This window comes from Bradyrhizobium sp. LLZ17 (genome assembly GCF_041200145.1).
Lineage (GTDB): Bacteria > Pseudomonadota > Alphaproteobacteria > Rhizobiales > Xanthobacteraceae > Bradyrhizobium.
In genome coordinates, this window is record NZ_CP165734.1 from 2,739,276 (window position 1) to 2,760,128 (window position 20,853).

Here is a 20,853-nt window from a genome sequence, read left to right on the forward strand (position 1 = left end):
GCGGCCAGGGAGATCGTCTAGATCGAGGATGCGTGCAAGTCCGTTTGAACCGCATTGCGGCAATTTTGAACGCGCGACCTACCGCCGACTTCGTAGATCTGCAGCGGCAATTGCGTTTTTGAATTTCGCTTCGGTTTGCGCAGCATTGCGCAAATCAGATTCCATCTGAGAAGCAGAGCCATGTGCTGCTGCTCTACTTACAGGCGACAGCGGAAATCGGGCGCATCTAAACCGCTCTTGGGCTTTGGGTCCAGGTACGGACTCTCCGCCCTGATGCATTCCTGTTCAATAGCGCTCCCGTTGCCCGTCATGAAGGGCTGACTCGTTGCTTCAAAAGCGTGGTCCCGTGACACGCCGGACCAAAACTGATGGCGCCTCATGAGGGAGCGTTCTGTGCCTCATGGCGATCAAAACGCAGACTGTTAGACTGGGCCCGCCGCCGTCTTCTTCTAGGTGCTCTCCGCTATCACGCTCGTCGCATCGGGAAAACTTGGAACTTCTCGGCCCAGCGTAGGTTGTGCCGTGCAACTACTGGAGGACGACATGAATAAGAAACTTCTTCTTCTGCTAACGGCTGCCTCGCTTCTGGCGGGTCCGTCGTTTGCGCAAAATCCGCCGGCAACCGATCGGCCCAACAACAATGCGGTCAACAGTTCCGATCAGAAAAACTCCAACAAGCCGGTTGCAGGCGCAAACAGTTTCACTGAGGGCCAGGCCAAATCGAAGATCGAGGACGCGGGCTACACCAACGTCACATCCTTGAAGAAGGACGACAAAGGCATTTGGCGCGGAAAGGCCAGTAAAGGCGGCGCCTCGACCGATGTCAGTCTGGATTTCCAGGGCAACGTGAATGCGGCGAAATAGGTTGGCGCGCAGCAGCGAAAATTGAGAGGGATTCAAGATGACCGTTACGATTTCACGTCTCTACGATAACTACTCCGATGCGCAGCGCGCCGTGACGAACCTGGAAGCTGCGGGCGTGCCGCATTCGGATTTGAGCATCGTCGCGAACAATTCCGAAAACTGGTACAGCACCGACAAGAAGGTCGATCGCGATCGCGACGGGGTTGACGATCGGGCGGAAGGTGCGGCTACGGGAGCGGGCGTCGGCGCAGGTCTCGGTGGCGCTGCCGGCTTGCTCGCGGGCCTTGGTTTGTTGGCTATCCCCGGGCTGGGGCCCGTCGTGGCGGCCGGGTGGCTCGCGTCGACCGCGCTCGGTGCCGTTGCCGGCGGAGCTACGGGCGGCGTGGTCGGGGCGATGACGCAGGCCGGCGTATCCGATGAGGAAGCACCACTCTACGCCGAAGGTGTGAGGCGCGGCGGCACGCTGGTTTCAGCTCGTGTGCCTGATGCTGACCGCGCGCGATACGAAGCGATTCTGAATCAGTCCGCCGTTAATCTGCGCGACCGGAGCGCAGCCTGGCAGAAGGCAGGCTGGAAGAGTTACGATCCGTCCGCCCAGCCTTATGGTGCGGAGGAGGTCCGGAGAGAGCGGCAACTCTACGGTTCCGGAAAGAGATGAATTAGGCGGCGGCCCGCCCTAGGCGGGTCGCCCCCTTTTGCATTCGTAGAACGCCGTTCGACATCGTGTGCTTACCCGGCTTCGTTTGCAGCAGTTGGCAAGGGGAACTCATTTGCACGGAGGGCGTTTACGACAGCTAATTGCCTAGCTCTTGGGCTTAAGGGGGGGAACATGAAGGCATCGGTAGTCTCAACGGAGGCGCGGGATAGCGCGACCGCGGGCAAGTACTTGGCCGCCGAAATACGAAAGTCCCTAAGCAACAAATCGCCTGGTGCCTTGGTAGTATTTGCAGCTCCTGAGCACGACCACCAAGCAATGCTTTCCGCGATACGAAAGCAGCTACCCGACACCATCCTTGTCGGAGCTTCATCTGCCGGCGAATTCACGAATGTGACCAGTGGACAAGGATTAGCGTGTGCACTGGGGTTGGTGGGCGACGATGTGATGTTCTCGTATAGTGTTGGACGCAACCTCGCGATGGATGCCACTGCGGCAGCCCAAGAAATAGTTTCGAGGTTTACATCCACACCGCCTGGTGGGTTTCCCTTTCGGGCTGCTCTGGTTCTGGCTGATGCTCTTGCTGGGCATGCTGATATTTTGGTAGATCAATTGACGTTAGCTACAGCCGGTCAATATCAATTTTTTGGTGGAGGCGCGGGGGACAACGCTCAATTTCAAAAGACAACCGTTTTTTGTGGAGAAGAAGTCTTGTCCGACGCTGCGGTGGCGTTGGAAATCCTTTCCGCAAAGCCACTGGGCGTAGGTGTTAGTCACGGCTGGAGACCAGCCTCGCGCGCCTATCGCGTCACGGCGAGCGATGGCATGAAAGTAATCAGCCTTGATGGCTTTCCAGCGATCGAAGCGTTCGAAGAACACGCGGAAGAGACTCATCAGAACCTGGATCGGAAAGAACCGTTACCATTCTTCCTGCACAATATTATTGGGGTTGATAGCGGGGCTGAACATCGCTTGCGGGTCCCTCTGGCTGTCGACGAAGAAGGCGCAGTGATGTGCGCCGCTGAGGTCCCCGTTGGATCAGTCGTAAGAATTATGAGGACTAGCACGGCATCCGCAGTTTCTGCCGCCAAACAGGCTGCAAGTGCGGCTTTGGATGCATTAGGCGGTCCTCCAGCGGCGGCTCTTTTCTTTGATTGCGTTGCTACTCGCCTGCGGATGGGAGACGAGTTCGGGTTGGAACTCTCCAGCCTGCAGGAGCGATTTTCCGAAATTCCGTTAACGGGGTGCAACACCCACGGTCAAATCGCCCGGGCGGAAGGGCAGTTCAGTGGCTTTCACAACTGCACTGCGGTAGTTTGCGTATTTCCCGAGTAGTCACTTGAAAGAAGCCGAGGCTCACCTTTTAAATGGATTTGCAAACGCCAGCGCAAGGCAAGAAGCTTCGGCGCAACTGGCCAAGAAAATGGGAGGCGATGCCTTCCTCATTTTCTTGAAAGATGAAGAAACGGGCAGTTTTACGCCAGCTCAGGGATTTAACCAGCGCCTGCCTGGCGGCCCGTCTTGGCGAACGTTTTTAAAGCAAGCGTCAAACTGCCGTGAATTCTCCGGAGAGGTCGCGTTTCCTGACGCTAACACGCTCGTTCCCGCGGTCGCTCGTTCGGCCACTGCGGCAATCTTGGTATTCGTCGGCAAGAACTTGTGTATCCGTTGGAATGAAGTCGAATCAGGCCTGCCGCTTTTAATTGAGCTACTAAAATCTGAAGCGCGGGTTCATGTAGCTGTGTCGCGTGAACGTTCTGCCACCGACGCGGCGTCTCATGCGAGGCATCTTGCGAGAGCACTCGATGGCGCGCGTAAAGACGTATCCGCTACCTCCTTAATACTTCAGAATCTCAATGCGACGCTGGAACAGCGTGTTGCGGAAGAAATCGCGCGCCGGAACGAGGCCGAAGCAGCGTTGCGCCAAGCGCAAAAGCTTGAGGCCATCGGTCAACTTACCGGCGGTGTTGCACATGACTTTAACAACCTGCTTACGGTAATCATGGGCGGTCTTGATACGATCGGACGGCAGATCGCAAGCATGTCCGATGCGCCGCAGTTTGGACGCATCATGCGGGCGCAGGCGATGGCGCATCATGCATCTCAGCGAGCGGCGACACTTACCGCCCGCTTGCTGGCCTTTTCACGTCGCCAACCGCTCGACCCAAAGTCCATTGATGTAGATCGTTTGCTCGGGGGAATGGCCGAACTGCTCAAGAGCACTTTAGGAGAACAAATCAGACTTGAAATAGTAGGCAACGCCGGTTTGTGGAGCGCCTTTGCTGACGCATCCGAGCTGGAACATGGAATCCTCAATCTGGCGGTTAACGCGCGAGATGCGATGCCCGGCGGAGGACGACTTACAATCGAAACCGGCAACACCTGGCTAGACGACGAGTATGTTGCCGCACTGCCGGAACCCGTGCCTCCGGGCCAATACGTTTTGGTCGCTGTCAGCGACACCGGAACCGGGATGGACAAGGCAACCATCGATCGCGTATTCGAGCCGTTTTTCACGACTAAGGAGGTCGGCAAAGGGACTGGGCTGGGGCTGAGTCAAGTTTACGGCTTCGTCCGACAAACGGGTGGCCACATCAGGATTTATAGTGAACTGGGGCATGGCACGACGGTCAAACTCTATCTTCCTCGATGCAACACTGAACCCGACAAGCAGGAGGATCGCAGCATTCCGACCGCAACAATGTTGCGGGGTAACGAGGCCATTCTCGTTGTGGAAGATCATGACGATTTGCGCGCGTATTCGTCCGGAGTGCTCCGCGACCTCGGATATCAAGTTTTCGAGGCGGCCGATGCGGCCTCGGCCATAAGCTTTCTTGAATCGTCTCGAACGATCGATCTTCTCTTCACCGATGTTGTATTGCCGGACGGCCTACATGGGAGAAATATCGCCGATCATGCTAGGCGCCTGCATCCGGCGATGAAGGTGCTATTCACAACGGGCTACACACGCAACGCGATAGTCCACAACGGTCGGCTTGATCCGGGGGTGAACCTGCTGAGCAAGCCATTTACCTTTCGCGGATTGGCCGAGAAAGTACGAAAAATTCTCGATGAGGCATGATGCGGAGCAAGTTGGGCCCAATTCGCCGCCGTGTCTTCGTGCCGGCGCAAGATTCATCGAAGCCTTTCGCATTGAAGGAGTGCCGAATCGGCTGCGGGATGTCCTGGACAATCTCCATGAAGAGAGGGAGGGACTCCGAAGTCTGACAGAAAGAGCTGATCAAGAGAGGGACATCGGCGCTCATGCAAGGAGGCAAATGCAGCGGTTTCCGTGACATCAGTTGTCCACCCCCTCAACAAAGTGCACGAACGCGCACGATCCTACCGGGCATCACTGAAGTTAATTGATTTTTCCGTTAACGTACTGCGCTCATAACGGTCTAGTTCTTAGTTCTAGTCCAGGCAGGCCCACCACAACAATTCAGATACCTTTCGGACTGAGAGCCGCCTTACTGCTATTGTTTTGCACAGAAACTCCCGGACGAAAGTGAACGATCCTCGTCGAATGCGAGCGAATTAGCGCAAAACACAATCTGACAGTCGGACGTATATGGCGGCTTGCTCATACGTCTCTCTAACAACATAACTCGTCCGGTACGAGGTCCGCTTCGCTCGACCATCGCAGGTTCGCAGCCGACGTCAGTAGGTTCGAAAATGGGCAACTGCCGGTCATCAACCTGCAGCGGCAACGGTGCAGGAGGCGACTTCGACCAAGTTTCACCGAATGATCATTCAGAGATCCCGTAGCGCTCTCGTTAGCGTCCGTCCTCAACCGCCTCCCTTCCTGGGCACCAACCCAGTGCCTCCGGCACGCTCAATACTTGCCACCGCGCTCACAGCCTCTCGCAGATCTTCCGGCGTGTACGGCTTGCCCAGCAGCACGGCGTCGAGCTTTCCGAAATCATGAGCCGCGGCATGATCGCCCGTCGCGAATATGATCTTCAAAGCCGGAAGCCGAGCCCTCGCCTCTTCGGGCGAGCGTGACGCCAGAAACCTTAGGCAGCCCGACATCAGTGAGCAGGACATCGAAGTTTCAGCAACTGGGCGGTCAGCGCCCGGAACTCGAGACTCGCGGGCAAGCTGTCGAGCTTCTCCCAGGCGAGCTTCGAGGCCAGAAACGTCTGCTCGTTGCACGGGTCCGGAATCCGGGCACGCATCTCTGGCGTTGAAAACGCCTGGAATTGCGCAAACTCCCTCCGTCGCCCCTCCCGTGTCAGCTCGGCAGCTTCCCCCGACCAGTCCGCAAAGAACAGGAAGGGCGTGTCGGCCAACCCTTCCTCTCCCATGAACAGCATGGGAATGTGAGGATTGAGCAAAACGAGCGCGAGGGCCTGCTTCAGCTTTTCCGGACTGACCAGTCTCGACAGCCGCTCGCCCAGAGCGCGATTGCCCACCTGATCATGATTCTGGGCGAAGAAAATGGTGGCCTCGGGCGGCAGATCTGCACTCGGCTCTCCGCGCGGAGCGTCGTGCAGAGGGAAGACTTCTCCCTGATACGCAAATCCCTCGGTAAGGGAGCGCGCGAGATGTTCGAGCGGCTTGTCTGCGAAGGCGCTCTAATAGCCCTCGCGCTCTCCCGTCAGGAGGACGTGAAGAGCGTTGTGGAAATCGTCAGCCCATTGCGCGTCATAGTGCCTGGCCAGCCCCTGCGAGCGACGAAGGAGATGCGCCTGATTTGCCTCGTTCTCCAGCATCAAATGCACGCGCCGGCCTGCGAATTCATTGCGAACCGTCTCGGCAAGCTCGACGAGGAAATGGCGGTCGGAATTGTCCTTCAAGGCGTGCACCGCATCAAGACGAAGACCATCGAAGCCGTAATCCCGCAGCCACATCATCGCGTTTTCGATCAGGAACTCGCGTACGAATACGCCATCTTGTCCCTCGAGGTTGACCGCCGGCCCCCAGCCCGTGGCATGGCGGCTCGTGAAGAAACGCTCGGCATAGCTGTGCAGGTAATTCAGCTGCGGACCGAAGTGATTATAGACCACGTCCAGATAGACCATGATGTCTAGGGCGTGCGCGGCGCGCAGCAGCTGCTTGAGATCCTCGGGCCTGCCATAACGCGCATTCGCCGCGTTCAGCAGCACGCCGTCGTAACCTCAATTGTGCCGGCCTGGGACGTCGTTAAGCGGCATCAGCTCAATGGCCGTGATGCCGAGACCGCGCAGATAAGGTAGCTTGCTCTGGACTCCGGAATAGGTGCCCTCCTCGGTGAAGGTACCGACGTGCAGTTCGTAGATGACGGCTTCCGGCCAGGGACGGCTTCGATAAGGCACGCTGTCGCGCAATGCCTCCGTATCGATTACCTCACTGGGTTGACCGACATCATCGGGCTGGAAACGAGAGGCCGGGTCAGGAACGATCAGCTCCCCGTTGATCCTGAACTGGTAGCGCGTGCCGACGCGCGCGGTCGGACTTAGCAGCTGACACCAGCCGTCGCTGTCGCGAGGCATTGGGCGCGGTGGCTGGCCGACTTCAAGTAACTCGACCGACCGTGCGGTCGGCGCCCAGAGGTTAAAGGACACCCCATGGTCGAGGATCTGAGCTCCGTGGCGGCGAGATTGCTCCGGTCTTGCCGCTCTCTGACTCACGACCTACTCACCTTTTTATTCGTCATCAAGACGCTTCGCCGCTCACAGTGGCTTGGCGGGCCAAAGTCGATCCTATGAGCATCGATTTTCCGTCGCTCAAGTCTGTGAATGAAGAAGTTGAGATCTCTGCATTCGTTCCTTCGGCAGCAGAACTCTGGCCAACAGCTTGTGAGGCTTCGCGCACGCTGTTCAGCCCGGCTCGCTTGGTCGAGCTAAATCAGCCAACGCATCGGCACAGGGAGCCGTGTTCGTCACGTGCGCCACCGCCCGCGAGCTGGAACTGAACTACATCGGGACGGTTAGCCCACGGACAGGAGTTTCTCCATGCAACGCTCGAAGCCGCAGCCGATCCGCAACAAGCTGGACCTGACTGACCCTACCCAGGTGCGCCTTGTCAGGAAGCGCCTACGGTTGTCCGAGTCCGAACTGACGACGATCGTCGGCAAGATTGGCAACTCGATTTCCGCGATCAGCAAAGAAGTCGCGCTACAAAGGGCGAAGGTTTTGCCTAAGCCCGCCGATCTGCCTGCAATCGAGGTGATTGCCTCGGCAGTGACGGAGCAAACCACCGTTGAAGGCGCGATCGCGCCAATTTCCTAAACCGACTTCCTAACCCGCGTTCTTTCGGGGCTGACATGGACCAATCCGCACGCTCTGACGAGACGCTCACTAGGGCGGCTTCGAGCTTGCGCCGTTCCCGCATCACTGAAGGCAGGCCGTTTCCGCTCGGAGCCACGTGGGACGGGCTCGGCGTCAACTTCGCCCTGTTCTCGGCACACGCGAGCAAGGTCGAACTCTGCCTGTTTGACGACGCCGGCGAGTCCGAACTCGAACGGATTGAACTGCCGGAATACACCGACGAGGTGTGGCACGGCTACCTGCCCTCAGCCCGCCCCGGGACCGTTTACGGATACCGTGTCCACGGGCCGTATGAACCTGATGCCGGGCATCGCTTCAACCCCAACAAGCTGGTCCTTGATCCGTATGCGAAGCAGTTGGTCGGCCAATTGCGCTGGGGAGCGGAGCTGTTCGGCTATCAGCTCAACCATGCCGACAAGGACCTCTCCTATGACGAACGCGACAGCGCGCCCTTGATGCAGAAGTGCCGAGTCATCGACCCGGCTTTCACCTGGGGCGTAGCGCGCAAGCCGGAAGTCCCCTGGGAGCGCACGATCGCCTACGAGATGCACGTTAAGGGCTTTACCCAGCTGCATCCGCTGGTATCCGAAGCAGATCGCGGGACTTTCTCGGGCCTGGCGCATTCGGACATTCCGGCCTACCTGCGCTCGCTTGGCATTACCAGCGCAGAGTTGTTGCCCATCCACGCCTTCGTCGACGACAGTTACCTGGTCGAGAAGGGGTTGCGCAACTATTGGGGGTACAATTCCATTGCCTTCTTCGCACCGGAGCCGCGTTATCTCAAAACGCCGTTCGCGAACGAATTCAAGACCATGGTCAATCAGTTTCACGCTCACGGGATCGAGGTGATTCTCGACGTCGTCTACAATCATACGGCGGAAGGAAACGAGCTCGGTCCGACGCTCTCATTCAAGGGCATCGACAACGCGAGCTATTATCGCCTGCTGCCGGACACGAAGCGCTATTACATCAACGACACCGGCACCGGGAATACGGTCAACCTGTCACATCAGCGCGTGCTGCAATTGGTTGCAGATTCCCTGCGCTACTGGGCGACCGAAATGCGCGTCGACGGCTTCCGGTTCGACCTTGCCACTATTCTGGCACGCGAACCTTACGGCTTCGACGAAGGCGGCGGCTTCCTGGATGCCTGCCGCCAGGATCCGGTTCTCTCCGGCGTCAAGTTGATCGCCGAGCCCTGGGACATCGGTCCGGGAGGCTATCAGGTCGGCCAGTTTCCACCCGGATGGGCCGAGTGGAACGACAAGTTCAGAGACACTGTACGCGCTTTCTGGAAGGGCGATCCGGGCACTCTCGCTGACTTTGCCAAGCGCATTTCCGGGTCGGGCGACCTCTTCAACAAGCGCGGCCGCCGGCCGTGGGCCAGCGTCAATTTCGTTACGGCGCATGACGGCTTCAATCTCAACGATCTCGTCTCGTTCAATGATAAGCACAACGAGGCGAACGGCGAGGACAATCGGGACGGCCATAGCAACAATCATTCGTGGAATTGCGGCGTCGAGGGGCCGACAGACGATGTGGAGATCACCGCGCTGCGGGAGCGCCAGAAGCGAAACCTCCTCGCAACGGTGCTGCTGTCGCACGGCACGCCAATGCTGCTTGCCGGCGACGAATTCGGGCACACTCAGAACGGCAACAACAATGCCTATGCCCAGGACAACGAGACCACATGGCTTGACTGGATGGGCATTAGCGCAAACGGCCGGAGCCTCCGTGAGTTTGTCCGCAAGCTGATTGCCACGCGCAAGGCGTTTCCGATCCTCTACCGAAGCCGGTTTCTGGTCGGCTCGCGGAATGAAGAGCTCGACGTGAATGACGTGACCTGGCTGTCACCATCCGGCCATGACATGACAACACAGCAGTGGGAGGACGGCAACGCCAAGTGCTTTGGGATGCTGCTCGACGGGCGTGCCCAGGAGACTGGCATCAAGCGCCGCGGCTCGGATGCGACCATGCTGCTGATCTACAATGCGCACCATGAAGTCGTGAACTTCACCTTGCCCGCCGTCACCGACGGGCGGAGCTGGCTGAGCCTGATCGATACCAACCAGCCGGACACGCCGATGGCCGAGTTCGACCTCGGACATCTTTACGCGGTGACAGGACGGTCTCTGGTGGTATTTGGACTCGCCAACGATACCATCGCGACCCGCCGCCTGCGACAGGGTCTCGGCGCGTTGATCGACATTGCGGACACCCCACTGCCGAGCCAGCTTTGATTTACGAATCGCGGACGTACGCCCTTGTTTTGGATTGACGCCATTGTTGAGCAGCCTCCATGGAGGAGCACAGAACGCACGTGCCTAAGCGAGATCACCTTACAGGAACCAATTGAGGTCCCTTCGGTTTTTGACGTGATGGTCTGGAACGCAACCGAGCAATTTGAGGGCTTTGCGTAGGCGAGCCCTTTTTGTTTTGATGATGATCAGTTGAGGAGTGTAGTCATGTCTGGTCCGACCGAGGAAGAGATCCGTACCAGGGCTTGTCAGCTATGGAAGGACGCTGGCGAACCGGCTTGCAAAATGGATGAGTTCTGGTACCGGGCCGAGAGAGAACTTCTTAAGGAGCGCACCGTGTCAGGCGATCCGCCACCGGGAATGACCGACAATGTTGCCGATTTAGAGCATACTGGTTGACGTGACATGTCTGGTTTAGGGGCGACGCGCACAGGTATCGCTTAGCCGATCCAAGGACACCCCGGACATCAAGTTCCCTTTCGGCAAGTCGTGACTTGCCCGCTGGTCAATCGCCCGCACGGGGACTCCGCGGTAGCCTTCGCAGCACATCAGCTTGCACGCGGGCTCAAGCACAACAAACAACCCTGATGACACGCGGCGGGATTTCCGGGGATCGGCCAAACGCGGGAACCCGACGCGCGTGAATCAACTGCATGTGAGGAGCGGATCAGCCCTAAGCATTGACTATTATAAGCTTGCTTACTATCTGCCCAAAGTGAGTTCGCCATGAATGGTTCGACTAATACGGGATCCGCCGAACTAGGTTTCCTGCTGCACGACGTCGCGCGTTTGATGCGCAAGAGGTTCGAGCAGCACGCCCGTGGGTTCGGCCTGACGCGCGCTCAATGGCAGGCGCTGGCCTACCTCTCGCGCAATGAAGGCATCAGTCAAACGGGGCTCGCGGATCTCCTTGACGTCGAACCGATCACGTTGAGCCGAATAGTAGATCGGCTGGTGGAGTCCGGCTTCGTGGACCGCATCCCTCACGCGACGGATCGCCGGGTGTGGCGGCTTAGTCTTACCGATGCGGCGAAACCCAAACTGAAGCAGGTTCGGGAGCTCGGAGAGAGAACGCGCTCGGAGACGCTCGCTGGTCTCTCCCAATCCGATCGCGAGTGTCTTTTGAAGTCGCTGTCCGTGATGCGGTCGAACCTCTCGGCCGCCTGCGACGCGCCGGTAACGAACAAGAAAAAGGTCGGTGATGGATAAACTGAAAGAAGACAGGAAGCAGACCGCGGAGGACGGTAACGTTCACCAATTCGACCGCGGCCGGCCCGAGCGCCGCATCGAGGAACCGCGGACGGAGCAGCAGGATCAGGTCGAAGCCCGCGGCAATCCGCAGTCGCAGCTCGGGCAAAAAGCGGCGCCGGCCGCACCTGTTCAATCCAGGCGCCGTTCAATGCTGCGGGTCGGGCTGTTTGCACTGCTGCCCGTCGCACTGATCGTGGGAGGATACCTCTAAGTCACTGGCGGCGCGGTGATGGAGACCGAAAACGCCTATGTTCAGGCAGACACCGTGGGCATCTCTACTGACGTTTCCGGAATGGTCCAGCAAGTGGTGGTCAAGGACAACCAAAAAGTCGCGAAGGGAGACGTGCTGTTCAAGCTCGATCCCAAGCCCTCCCAGTTTGCGCTTGAAAGAGCCGAAGCACAGGTCGGCAACACCAAGAACGACCTCCTGGCGATGCAGGCGAGTTACCGGAACATGGAAGCCCAGGTGCAGCAGGCGAAGGCAGATGTCGACTTCAACATGACCAACTTCAAACGCCAGGAGCAGCTGCTCACCAACAACTTCACTCCGCGAGCGACCTACGATGCCGCCAAGAACAGCCTGCAGAGCGCGCAGCAGAAGCTCGCGTCGTTGCAGCAGCAGCTTGAAGGGCTTGCGGCGAACCTCAATGGCGACCCGAATGGAGAGATCGAGGACCACCCGCGCTACAAGGACGCCGTCGCCGCCCGAGACGAAGCCGCCAGACAGTTGGACCATACGACCGTCCACGCGCCGTTCGCGGGCATCGCGACGAACGTTCCGACGCTGCAGCCCGGACAGTATCTCGCAGCGTCCACGGTCGCGTTCAATCTTGTGTCCTCAGACCACGTCTGGGTCCAGGCCAACCCGAAGGAGACTGAACTCACCTACGTCAAACCTGGGCAGAAGGCCACGATCGACGTGGACACCTATCCCGGCGTGGAATGGTCCGGCACGGTCGACAGCATCAGCCCCGCGTCTTCCTCCAGTTTCTCGCTGCTGCCCTCGGAAAATTCCAGCGGCAACTGGGTCAAAGTCGTGCAGCGAATCCCGTTGCGGGTACGGGTCCAGAACGATCCGACAAGCCGCCGCTTCGGGTCGGCATGAGCGTGGAGCTGAGCATAAACACGGGCCACGCCCGCGGTCTCCCGCAGTTCATCACAAACTACCTCTGATCAGATGACGGCAGCCGTCCAGAACCGAGGAGCAATCACCGCCTGCATCATCCTGGCGGTGATCATGCAGGCGCTCGACACCACCATTGCGAATGTCGCGCTGCCGTACATGCAGGGCAGCGTCTCGGCAAGCGCCGACCAGATCAACTGGGTGCTGACCTCCTACATCGTCGCGGCGGCCATCATGACGCCGCCTTCCGGATTTTTGGCGGCGCGGTTCGGGCGCAAGCGGGTGCTGATGGTGGCCATCGTAGGTTTCGTCGGGGCATCTGTCCTCTGCGGATTGGCGCAGTCGCTATTCCAGATCGTGGCGTTCCGTCTCATGCAGGGCTTCTTCGGCGCCGCGCTGGTGCCGATCGCCCAATCCATTCTTCTGGACATCTACACTCCCGAGGAACGCGGGTCCGCGATGGCACTCTTCGGAATCTCTGTCATGGTCGGGCCAGTATTGGGACCGGTCATCGGCGGCTGGCTGACCGACCACATGAGCTGGCGCTGGGTGTTCTACATCAATGTCCCCATCGGCGCGCTCGCCTTCATCGGCATCTCGGCCTTCATGCGGACAGACTCCTCGCTTGGCAGCGGCCGAATGGACTGGCTTGGCTTTGGCAGCCTCAGTATCGCGATCGCTGCCATGCAGGTGTTCCTCGATCGCGGCGCGCAGCTCGACTGGTTCTCTTCCCTTGAGATCATCATCGAGGCGACCGTCGCCGTCTCGGCCTTCTACGTCTTCCTGGTGCATACCTTCACCACAAAGCATTCGTTCGTGGATCCCCGCCTGTTCCTCGATCGCAATTTTACCGTCGGAATGTTCTTTATTTTCATCGTCGGCGTCACCTATCTTGCATCCATGGCTCTCCTCACGCCATGTCTGCAGAGCCTGATGGGCTATCCCGTCGTGACCGCCGGAATCGTCATGGGACCGCGCGGGGTCGGCACCATGGCCTGCATGTTCGTCGTCGGGCGGTTGATCAACAAGGTGGACACGCGCCTCCTGCTGCTTGCGGGCCTTCTACTCACGGCTTGGGCCATGTACGACATGACCGGCTGGACCCCCGCCGTCTCGCAGTGGACCATCGCCGTCACGGGCTTCATCCAGGGCGCCGGCCTCGGCTTCCTTTTCGTTCCCTTGACCACCGTGACCTTCGCGACCCTCGACCCGGCCAAGCGCGGCGACGGGACCGGTCTCTACAACTTGTCGCGCAATGTCGGATCCAGCGTTGGCATCTCGGTCGTCTCCTACCTGCTGATCCGGAACGGACAGGTCAACCACGCCATCATCGGCGCGCATGTGACCGCGACCAACCGCGAGCTTGCGCAGCATGCTTTCCGCGCTTTGAGCCCGTGGACGGCCCCTGGACAAGCCGCACTGGACGCGCTCATCCAGCAACAGGCCACCATCATCAGCTACATCGACGATTTCAAGCTGATGATGATCCTGACACTGGCGGCCATTCCCCTGCTGCTCCTGCTTCGGGGCGCTTCGGCGTCGACACCGGGCGATCACGCCATGGTCATGGAGTAGCGTCCATCAAGCACAGAGAGACTGGCGGCTCCCCGCTTATCGAGGAACGCGCCCGCGGAAGAGCTGCGGCGCGTTGCCGCCCGGCATGGATCAGCAGACGCTGAACCAATACACCGCCGCCATCACGCGCGCCGTGAACGACCTCATCACCTCCATGGGCGGCTCGATTTCGGCGGAGCACGGCATCGGGATCGAAAAGCTCGACGAGCTCAGCCACTACCGCTCGAAGACCGAGCTCGACATCATGCGCACCATCAAGCGCGCGCTCGATCCGAAGAACATCATGAATCCGGGCAAGGTGCTGCGGGTGTGATGGAGGCCGAGCACCTCGCCGTTTCCTCAGCCGCGCGGGTTGACGATGGTGTAGCCTCGCAGCGAACGCGCGTGCATGCGTGTGGCGTGACCGCCCGAGTTGGCGTCATACGCCATCCACATGTCGCCGCCGAGAGACTGCTCGAGAACAAAGACATGCCCCCGTCGCGCCGCGACCATTCCCGGCGCCGGCGCGGCGCGTGGAAAGCGCAGCCAGTTGGATGCCAGATTCAATTCCGGCACGACATGGCCGAACACGTGCAGTGCGGCGCCGCAGCCACAGAACGACGGGCAACCGGCGGGCCGGCCTCCGATGACGCGCTCGCCGGAGACGCTGATCGTCGTGGCGGTGTAACCCGCATTGGTCACCGACATCTGTGTCGCGCCATAGGCCGGCAATGACGGCCTCGGAGCCCGCCCGCGGCGCGGCTGCGCATACGAGAAATCGCAGGGCATGGTGACGTTGCACTCCGGCACTTGAAGATTCCGAGAGGGCCGCGCTTCCGCGGCAATGGAGCTGGCGGCAATAGCGAGACACGCGGAAACAACTTGCTTGATCATTGCAGGACTCTGGGTTGGAGGGTCCTGCCCCGATGAGAACAACCGATAATGATTTGGCTGAATTGGGTCTGAAGAGCGGCGGGAGAAAGTGCGCGATTAACCTGGGTTAACTCAATGGCACGAGCGTCGGTGCAATTGCGCGACAATCGCTTTTGCGAACTCGGCAAAGCGCCACGGCTCCGGCCAGCGCGAGAACGATCCCACCAAAAATGCGATCCAAACGGGCAGATGAGAGCCTCGGAGGCGACGCGTGAATCAAGCGAGAGCTCCTTCGAGCCGCGCGCCTATTCGCGCGCCACTGCTGCTCGAAACTTCAGATTCTTTCTGGCCGCGGAGAACGGGCCTCGTCCCAAGCCTTGCCGCCAAGCCTGAGCTTGACCTTGGCACGCCGAACTTGCGCCTTTCGGAACCCGGCTTCTGAAGAAGTAGAATTCCGAATGAGGATTGATCCAAGGCTCGATCATGCGAAAGCTCACGGTGACCACTCCTATGCACCACCGGGGCTTTCTCCTAAAGCGTATTTTTGAAACGTAAATCATCCGGAGTTTCAGGCGCTTGGAAAGAGCTCGCGGAGAGAGTGGGTCTCCCTACCCATAGAATGCGCAAAAAATGCCGAAAAACAAGGACGCCGCAAAGTCCCGTCCACGTTTGTGACCACGCTGTGTACCACCTCACCGGGCGAATCGGCCGTCGATTTCGGACGATTTCGAGGCGATCGAGAGCGGTCGCCTCCCCTTTGCAGGGCTCACAAAGCCCTCGGTTACATAGGCTCGGCGGCCATCGGACGGAGCCTTTGTCTGCGTGCGCCTACTTCTTGGGCGCGGGTTTGGAACCAACCCTAATCCACGTCGTTGTGTAAGGTTTTGTTATCCGGGAATGGAGCGAAGACATTTAAGCGTCTCATCTCAAGAGATGGCCGCTAGGGGGTAAGCATGTCGAGCAGGGCTGACCGACCGGTTTCCGTCTTGAAACCAAAATCCGCTCGCGACCTGGGAGTAGAGCCCGGAGGGGTGGTGCTTTCGGCGATCCTTGCCGGCTCGCCCGACGCGATCTGGTGCTGGCGCACCGACGGCATCATCACGCAGTGGAATCCCGCGGCACAACGGCTGCTAGGGTTCGAGGCTTCGGAGGTCGCCGGTCACTCCATCCTGGATCTGGTCCCGCAAGCGGAGCGCTCAGCCGCCCAGAACATGATCGATCGGGTGAGCGCCGGCGAATCCTATGGCCCCTTCGAAACCGACCGGGTGGGCAAGGATGGCAGAGCCCTGGCCGTGGAGCTTACGGTCGTCCCGCTGCGCGATGAGAAGGGCTCGATCGTAGGCGGAGCAACCTTTTGCCGGGACATCAGCGAACGCAAGAGGGCCGCGGAATCCCTTTCGCGGACCGTTGGCGAGCTTGGGACGCTCTTTCATCTCACGGAGCGTTTACAGGCTGCCAGATCCGCTCAAGAGGTCTATGAGGCGGCGCTCGATGCGATTACCGAAGCGCTCGAGTGCGACCGCGCATCGATCCTGCTGTTCGATTCGGCTTCCGAGATGCGCTTCGTCGCCTGGAGAGGCATCAGCGAGCAGTACCGCAAAGCCGTGGACGGTCACTCGCCATGGACGCCCGACACGACTTGCGCGTCCCCTATCTTCGTGGCCGACATTCGGGATGCGAACGAACCCGAGGCCCTGAAGAAGGTGATCGAGGGCGAAGGGATTCGTGGACTCGCGTTCATTCCCCTGGTCCGCAACGGACGCGTCTTCGGCAAGTTCATGACCTACTATAGGTGCCCGCATCGCTTCAGCGAAGGAGAGACCCGTCTAGCCAGCACCATCGCACGCCAGTTGAGCTTGTCGCTCGACAGAATCATGACGGAAGACCAGTTGAGGGAATCCGAGCTTCGTTTCCGGCTCATGTCGGAGCACGCTCCGGTCATGATCTGGATAAGCGACTCCTGGGGAAAATGCCTTCACCTCAATCGGCTGCTACGTGACTTCTGGGGAGTGGAGGAAGCAGCCATTCCCGACTTCGACTGGTCGTCGACAATACATCCCGACGACGCCTCCGCCATCCACGAACAGGTGGGGGGCGCAATTGCGAAACGGGCTGCGGTAGAGCTGAAGGGACGATACCGCAGCGCCTCGGGAGCATACCGGGTTCTGGAAACCGTCGCGCATCCTCGCATCGGCGCTTCCGGTGACTTCCTCGGGATGATCGGCGTCAACGTCGACATCACCCGGAGAGAGGAAGCAGAGGCAGAACGTCGCCGTGCCGAAGAGGAATTGCAGGCGATGAATATCGCCCTGAGAGAGAACGAAGAACGTTTGCGCCTGGCTACCGCCAACGCGGACGTCGGCTTCTGGGATGTGGACGAGGTCAATCAGGTCCTGCATTGGCCGCCGTTGGTCAAGGCGATGTTCGGTATCTCGCCGGAGAGACCCGTGTCGATGGCGGACTTCTTCTCAGGCCTTCACCCGGAGGACCGCGAGTTAGTCGGCGCAGCTTACGCAGCGGCGGCAGATCCCGAGGAGCGCGCTCTCTACGATGTCGAGTATCGAACCATCGGTAAAGAGGACGGTCGCGTCCGCTGGGTCGCTGCGAAGGGACGAGGCGTGTTCGATGACGACGGCCGCTGCGTGCGAGTGACCGGCACCGCGATCGACGTCACTGCTCGCAAGGCAGATGAAGCAAAGCTCAAGGAGCTGAACGAGACATTGGAACGCCGAATCTCCGAAGTCTTGGCTGAACGGAGGGTTTTGGCCCACATTGTCGAGGGGACGGATGCTTTCGTGCAGGTCGTGGACCTGGAATTCCGCTGGCTCGCCATCAACAAGGCCGCGGCGGACGAATTCGCGAAGATCTTCGGAGTTCGTCCGCAAGCCGGGCAATGCATGCTTGACCTGTTGACGCATCTGCCCGCTGAGCGAGAAGCCGTGCGCGCGGTTTGGGCCCGCGCACTATCAGGAGAGGAATTCACGGAGATTGCGACGTTCGGCCATCGCGAACAACGTGGCCACTACGAAATGAAGTACAACACCCTCCGAAACAGCAAGGGAGAGCGGATCGGCGCGTATCGATCTGTCTACGATGTGACGGAACGTATCCGCGAGCAGGAGCGGCTCGCGAGGGCGGAGGAGCAGCTGCGTCAGGGACAGAAAATGGAGGCGATGGGCCAGCTAACTGGCGGGGTAGCACACGACTTCAACAACCTGTTGACACCGATCGTCGGCGCCCTTGACGCCTTGCAGCGCCGAGGCGTAGGCGGGGAACGCGAACAGCGATTGATCACCGGGGCGATACAGTCCGCAGACAGGGCCAAGACGCTTGTGCAGCGGTTGCTCGCATTTGCACGGCGGCAGCCACTCCAAACCAGAGCGACCCAGGTGGGGGACCGCATCCGCGGGATGGGGGATCTGATTGCGAGTACGTCCGGTCCGCAGGTCAAGGTCTCTGTCGAGATCGAGCAGGACCTGCCGGCCGCAAAGGTCGATGAAAATCAGCTCGAGATGGCTCTCCTCAATCTCGCGGTCAATGCGCGTGACGCCATGCCTGACGGCGGAACGTTGCGCATTACCGCGGATGCCCAGGACGTCGACTTGGGACATCGCGCCAATCTGAAGCCTGGCCGCTACCTAAGGATATCGGTTGCGGACAGCGGCGTCGGCATGGACGAGTCCGTGAAGGCCCGTGCGATCGAGCCATTCTTCTCGACCAAGGGCATCGGAAAGGGCACGGGTCTCGGGCTATCGATGGCTCACGGCTTGGCCTCGCAATTGGGCGGCTCACTGACCATTCAAAGCCGCCCGGGGCTGGGCACGAATATAGAAATCTGGCTTCCTTCGACCGATGAGCCCGTGAAGGCGGAGAGCCAAGAACAGGTCTCGACGCCCGGCGGTGGCCCGCTTGGAACGGCGCTTCTCGTCGACGACGAGCCCCTTGTGCGCGCGGCAGCCGCGGACATGCTAACGGACATCGGATACGCCGTTCTGGAAGCTGCTTCGGCGGAAGAGGCGATCCGCCTGATCGAGGGCGGTCTCAAGCCCCAGTTGCTTGTTACGGACCATCTGATGACAGGAATGAACGGCACGGATCTGGCCCGGCGCGTTCGGTCGGAAATGCCCGGGACGCAGGTGCTGTTGGTGTCGGGCTATGCCGAAAGCGAAGGCGTTGCGCCCGATCTTCCGCGAATGGTCAAGCCGTTCAGCGGCAACGAACTCGCTGCCAAACTAGCCAGCATGTCGGGCAGCGGATGAGCCGATGTCCGTCTTGAGGAGGCCGTAATCGGCTTCAGATGATTCATCCCGCCGCGCGGCATCGATCGGGCTTTGCAAAGAGCCGGAAGGCGTAGGCGCGGGAGTAATCAAACGCATCAGACATGATGTCCGTAAGAGCCGGCCGGCGCCTATGGTTCGGTCACCACCTCGGCCACGCCGCGGGAGATGGTCCGTGCCTGGTCACAGATCCTCGCGCAGACCCTTGAAAAACGGGTGCCGGACCTTTCCCCCGCCGACTTCGCCCGGTACTCCACCTCGGCAAGCAGCTTCGGCTCGACCCAGATGCCCTTGTGCGCGATACGCAAGTTGCGCTCGGAGACGGCGTTGCAGACGCAATAGCCGGCGACATAGTTCAGCGCATCGGCCTCCGACACGTTCGTTCAGTGGCGAGTGTGAAGCCCGTCGACGCGAAAGCCATCGTTCCATCTCGGCTCCCGAATCTCTAATTAATCTGGATCCGTTGACCGCCTGTTGAAGTCACGATGTCGTAGTCCGACGCCGTGCCGGCCTTCGAACAAGAATTCGATGCCGAGTTCTTCGAAGACGGCACGAAGCTTTTCCATGATGCGCTCCGAACGTGGCTCGTCCGTATTTTCGAGGCGAATGACCGTGCGTCTCGCAACGCCCGCCCGATCGGCAAGCTCCTCTTGCGAGAGGCCAAGCCATGCGCGCGCCGCGCGGATTTGCTGAATGTTAACCACGTTTTGGCACTTTTAGTGACTTTTTATGTATGATATGAGACGGTCATTCCACGCTCACTCCCGAGCGCAGGAGCAACCTCATGACGACCCCTTTCGACACCACGCCGTTGGTTTCGGCGGCCGCGATCACCCGGGCTTCCCGCGCGGTGATCGACAACGCCATGGCTGGCGATTTTCCGATCGATCCGATCATCGGACCGGATCTCTCGAAGTCCCTCTCGGTGATCAACAGCGTGGTCAAGCGCCATGGTCTGATGCTCCAGAAGAGTTTGGCCGACGCCCTCGCGGCGACCGGCCGTTTCGAGGTCCTGACCGAGGTCGCGTTGCCGATCACGGAAGCGGCGAACGCTTTGTTGGCCTCACAGAACTCCGATCGCGATCTGGCCAAGATCAAGCTCAAGGCCGATTCGGCGGTCCTGCGCATGGTGACGGTCGATCTGATTGTTGTCGAGACCGAAGCCGGTTGGGCCGGCGTCTACGAGGTCAAGCGCGGCAACGGAGCCACCGAGTCAGCGCGGCGCCGTCCGATCGAGCATGGCCTGAAGGCGGCGCGTCTCGTCGTCGCAGACTACCTTTCGAAGCTCGGCTACGAAGGCATCCGCAACGTGACTAGCGCTGTGATCGACGTCTACGGCGCCTCCGGCTTCAGCAAGGACCTGAAGGTGACGGGCGAGGAACTCGACGAACACTTCGGCGTGCCGGTGCTTGCGACACTCGAGGCGGTGACGGCGGAGTTGCACCGCACCCTGTTCGCCGAGATGCGCGGGCTCCTGGCGCCGACGCTCGCGAGCCTGTCCAAGGTTCCGGCCAAAACCGACGTCACGGTCGTCGCGCCCACCCGGCAGGTTGGCCGCGAGGAGGCCGTAGAGGACTCCATGGTGCGGATCCTCAAGGCTCGCCCGAGCGGCCCCGGCCCGTGGCGCGGGCGCGTGGTCTAGCCCGACGACCGGCGATCGGCGACGCAGCGAAGGAGTCGAAGTGAGCACCAAGGGTAAGACCCTCGATCAAGGGGTTGGCGGCGGCAAGTGTGGCGTCACCACGGA

At 60.0% G+C, this 20,853-nt stretch carries 16 protein-coding genes and 3 pseudogenes; 13 read left to right on the forward strand and 6 right to left on the reverse strand.

Annotated features, from left to right (window positions below; genetic code table 11):
- Positions 1 to 543: 543 nt before the first annotated feature.
- From AB8Z38_RS13490 to AB8Z38_RS13505, 4 genes are all read left to right on the forward strand, one after another.
- Entirely contained in the window at positions 544 to 864 is a 321-nt protein-coding gene (locus tag AB8Z38_RS13490; RefSeq protein ID WP_369726489.1) for a hypothetical protein, read from the forward strand.
- Positions 865 to 901: 37 nt separating this feature from the next.
- On the forward strand, positions 902 to 1,522 hold the full coding sequence (locus AB8Z38_RS13495; protein ID WP_369725636.1) for a hypothetical protein: 621 nt from the start codon (positions 902 to 904) through the stop codon (positions 1,520 to 1,522).
- A 171-nt stretch (positions 1,523 to 1,693) separates the two neighbouring features.
- Positions 1,694 to 2,854, forward strand: a complete 1,161-nt coding sequence (locus AB8Z38_RS13500) for an FIST signal transduction protein (protein WP_369725637.1) — start codon at positions 1,694 to 1,696, stop codon at positions 2,852 to 2,854.
- Between the two features lie 4 nt (positions 2,855 to 2,858).
- Positions 2,859 to 4,601, forward strand: a complete 1,743-nt coding sequence (locus tag AB8Z38_RS13505) for an ATP-binding protein (RefSeq protein ID WP_369725638.1) — start codon at positions 2,859 to 2,861, stop codon at positions 4,599 to 4,601.
- Between the two features lie 949 nt (positions 4,602 to 5,550).
- On the opposite strand, the gene AB8Z38_RS13510 is transcribed toward AB8Z38_RS13505, so the two are convergent.
- The 3 genes from AB8Z38_RS13510 to AB8Z38_RS13520 form a co-directional block, all read right to left on the reverse strand.
- Positions 5,551 to 5,934, reverse strand: a complete 384-nt coding sequence (locus AB8Z38_RS13510) for a hypothetical protein (RefSeq protein ID WP_369725639.1) — start codon at positions 5,932 to 5,934, stop codon at positions 5,551 to 5,553.
- A gap of 162 nt (positions 5,935 to 6,096) precedes the next feature.
- Entirely contained in the window at positions 6,097 to 6,627 is a 531-nt protein-coding gene (locus AB8Z38_RS13515) for an alpha-amylase family glycosyl hydrolase (RefSeq protein ID WP_369725640.1), read from the reverse strand.
- A 12-nt stretch (positions 6,628 to 6,639) separates the two neighbouring features.
- Complete coding sequence (locus tag AB8Z38_RS13520) at positions 6,640 to 7,131, reverse strand: hypothetical protein (RefSeq protein WP_369725641.1); 492 nt, start codon at positions 7,129 to 7,131, stop codon at positions 6,640 to 6,642.
- Between the two features lie 324 nt (positions 7,132 to 7,455).
- On the opposite strand from AB8Z38_RS13520, the gene AB8Z38_RS13525 reads away from it, so the two are divergent.
- From AB8Z38_RS13525 to AB8Z38_RS13555, 7 genes and pseudogenes are all read left to right on the forward strand, one after another.
- The gene (locus AB8Z38_RS13525) at positions 7,456 to 7,731 is read left to right on the forward strand and encodes a DUF3606 domain-containing protein (RefSeq protein ID WP_369725642.1); all 276 of its coding nucleotides are present in this window, start codon (positions 7,456 to 7,458) and stop codon (positions 7,729 to 7,731) included.
- 35 nt (positions 7,732 to 7,766) lie between these two features.
- A complete protein-coding gene (glgX, locus tag AB8Z38_RS13530) occupies positions 7,767 to 10,010 on the forward strand; it encodes a glycogen debranching protein GlgX (RefSeq protein WP_369725643.1) in 2,244 nt (747 codons plus the stop codon).
- A gap of 225 nt (positions 10,011 to 10,235) precedes the next feature.
- Positions 10,236 to 10,427, forward strand: a complete 192-nt coding sequence (locus AB8Z38_RS13535; protein WP_369725644.1) for a DUF2934 domain-containing protein — start codon at positions 10,236 to 10,238, stop codon at positions 10,425 to 10,427.
- A gap of 327 nt (positions 10,428 to 10,754) precedes the next feature.
- Entirely contained in the window at positions 10,755 to 11,237 is a 483-nt protein-coding gene (locus AB8Z38_RS13540; RefSeq protein ID WP_369725645.1) for a MarR family winged helix-turn-helix transcriptional regulator, read from the forward strand.
- A pseudogene (locus AB8Z38_RS13545) lies at positions 11,230 to 12,452 on the forward strand (HlyD family secretion protein). Before AB8Z38_RS13540 ends, AB8Z38_RS13545 begins: the two are co-directional and overlap by 8 nt.
- A 4-nt stretch (positions 12,453 to 12,456) precedes the next feature.
- A complete protein-coding gene (locus tag AB8Z38_RS13550) occupies positions 12,457 to 13,977 on the forward strand; it encodes a DHA2 family efflux MFS transporter permease subunit (RefSeq protein ID WP_369725646.1) in 1,521 nt (506 codons plus the stop codon).
- A 76-nt stretch (positions 13,978 to 14,053) separates the two neighbouring features.
- A pseudogene (locus AB8Z38_RS13555) lies at positions 14,054 to 14,290 on the forward strand (FAD-binding oxidoreductase); the annotation flags it as partial.
- A 26-nt stretch (positions 14,291 to 14,316) separates the two neighbouring features.
- Here the strand turns inward: AB8Z38_RS13555 and AB8Z38_RS13560 are convergent.
- On the reverse strand, positions 14,317 to 14,850 hold the full coding sequence (locus tag AB8Z38_RS13560; RefSeq protein WP_369725647.1) for a hypothetical protein: 534 nt from the start codon (positions 14,848 to 14,850) through the stop codon (positions 14,317 to 14,319).
- Positions 14,851 to 15,863: 1,013 nt separating this feature from the next.
- On the opposite strand from AB8Z38_RS13560, the gene AB8Z38_RS13565 reads away from it, so the two are divergent.
- On the forward strand, positions 15,864 to 19,088 hold the full coding sequence (locus tag AB8Z38_RS13565) for a PAS domain S-box protein (protein WP_369725648.1): 3,225 nt from the start codon (positions 15,864 to 15,866) through the stop codon (positions 19,086 to 19,088).
- Positions 19,089 to 19,289: 201 nt separating this feature from the next.
- Here AB8Z38_RS13565 and AB8Z38_RS13570 read toward each other — a convergent pair.
- Positions 19,290 to 19,483: pseudogene (locus AB8Z38_RS13570) on the reverse strand (hypothetical protein); the annotation flags it as partial.
- A gap of 72 nt (positions 19,484 to 19,555) precedes the next feature.
- Entirely contained in the window at positions 19,556 to 19,810 is a 255-nt protein-coding gene (locus AB8Z38_RS13575) for a helix-turn-helix transcriptional regulator (RefSeq protein WP_369725649.1), read from the reverse strand.
- An 80-nt stretch (positions 19,811 to 19,890) separates the two neighbouring features.
- Here AB8Z38_RS13575 and AB8Z38_RS13580 point away from each other — a divergent pair, with 80 nt between their 5' ends.
- Positions 19,891 to 20,748, forward strand: a complete 858-nt coding sequence (locus tag AB8Z38_RS13580) for a hypothetical protein (protein ID WP_369725650.1) — start codon at positions 19,891 to 19,893, stop codon at positions 20,746 to 20,748.
- Positions 20,749 to 20,853 lie beyond the last annotated feature (105 nt).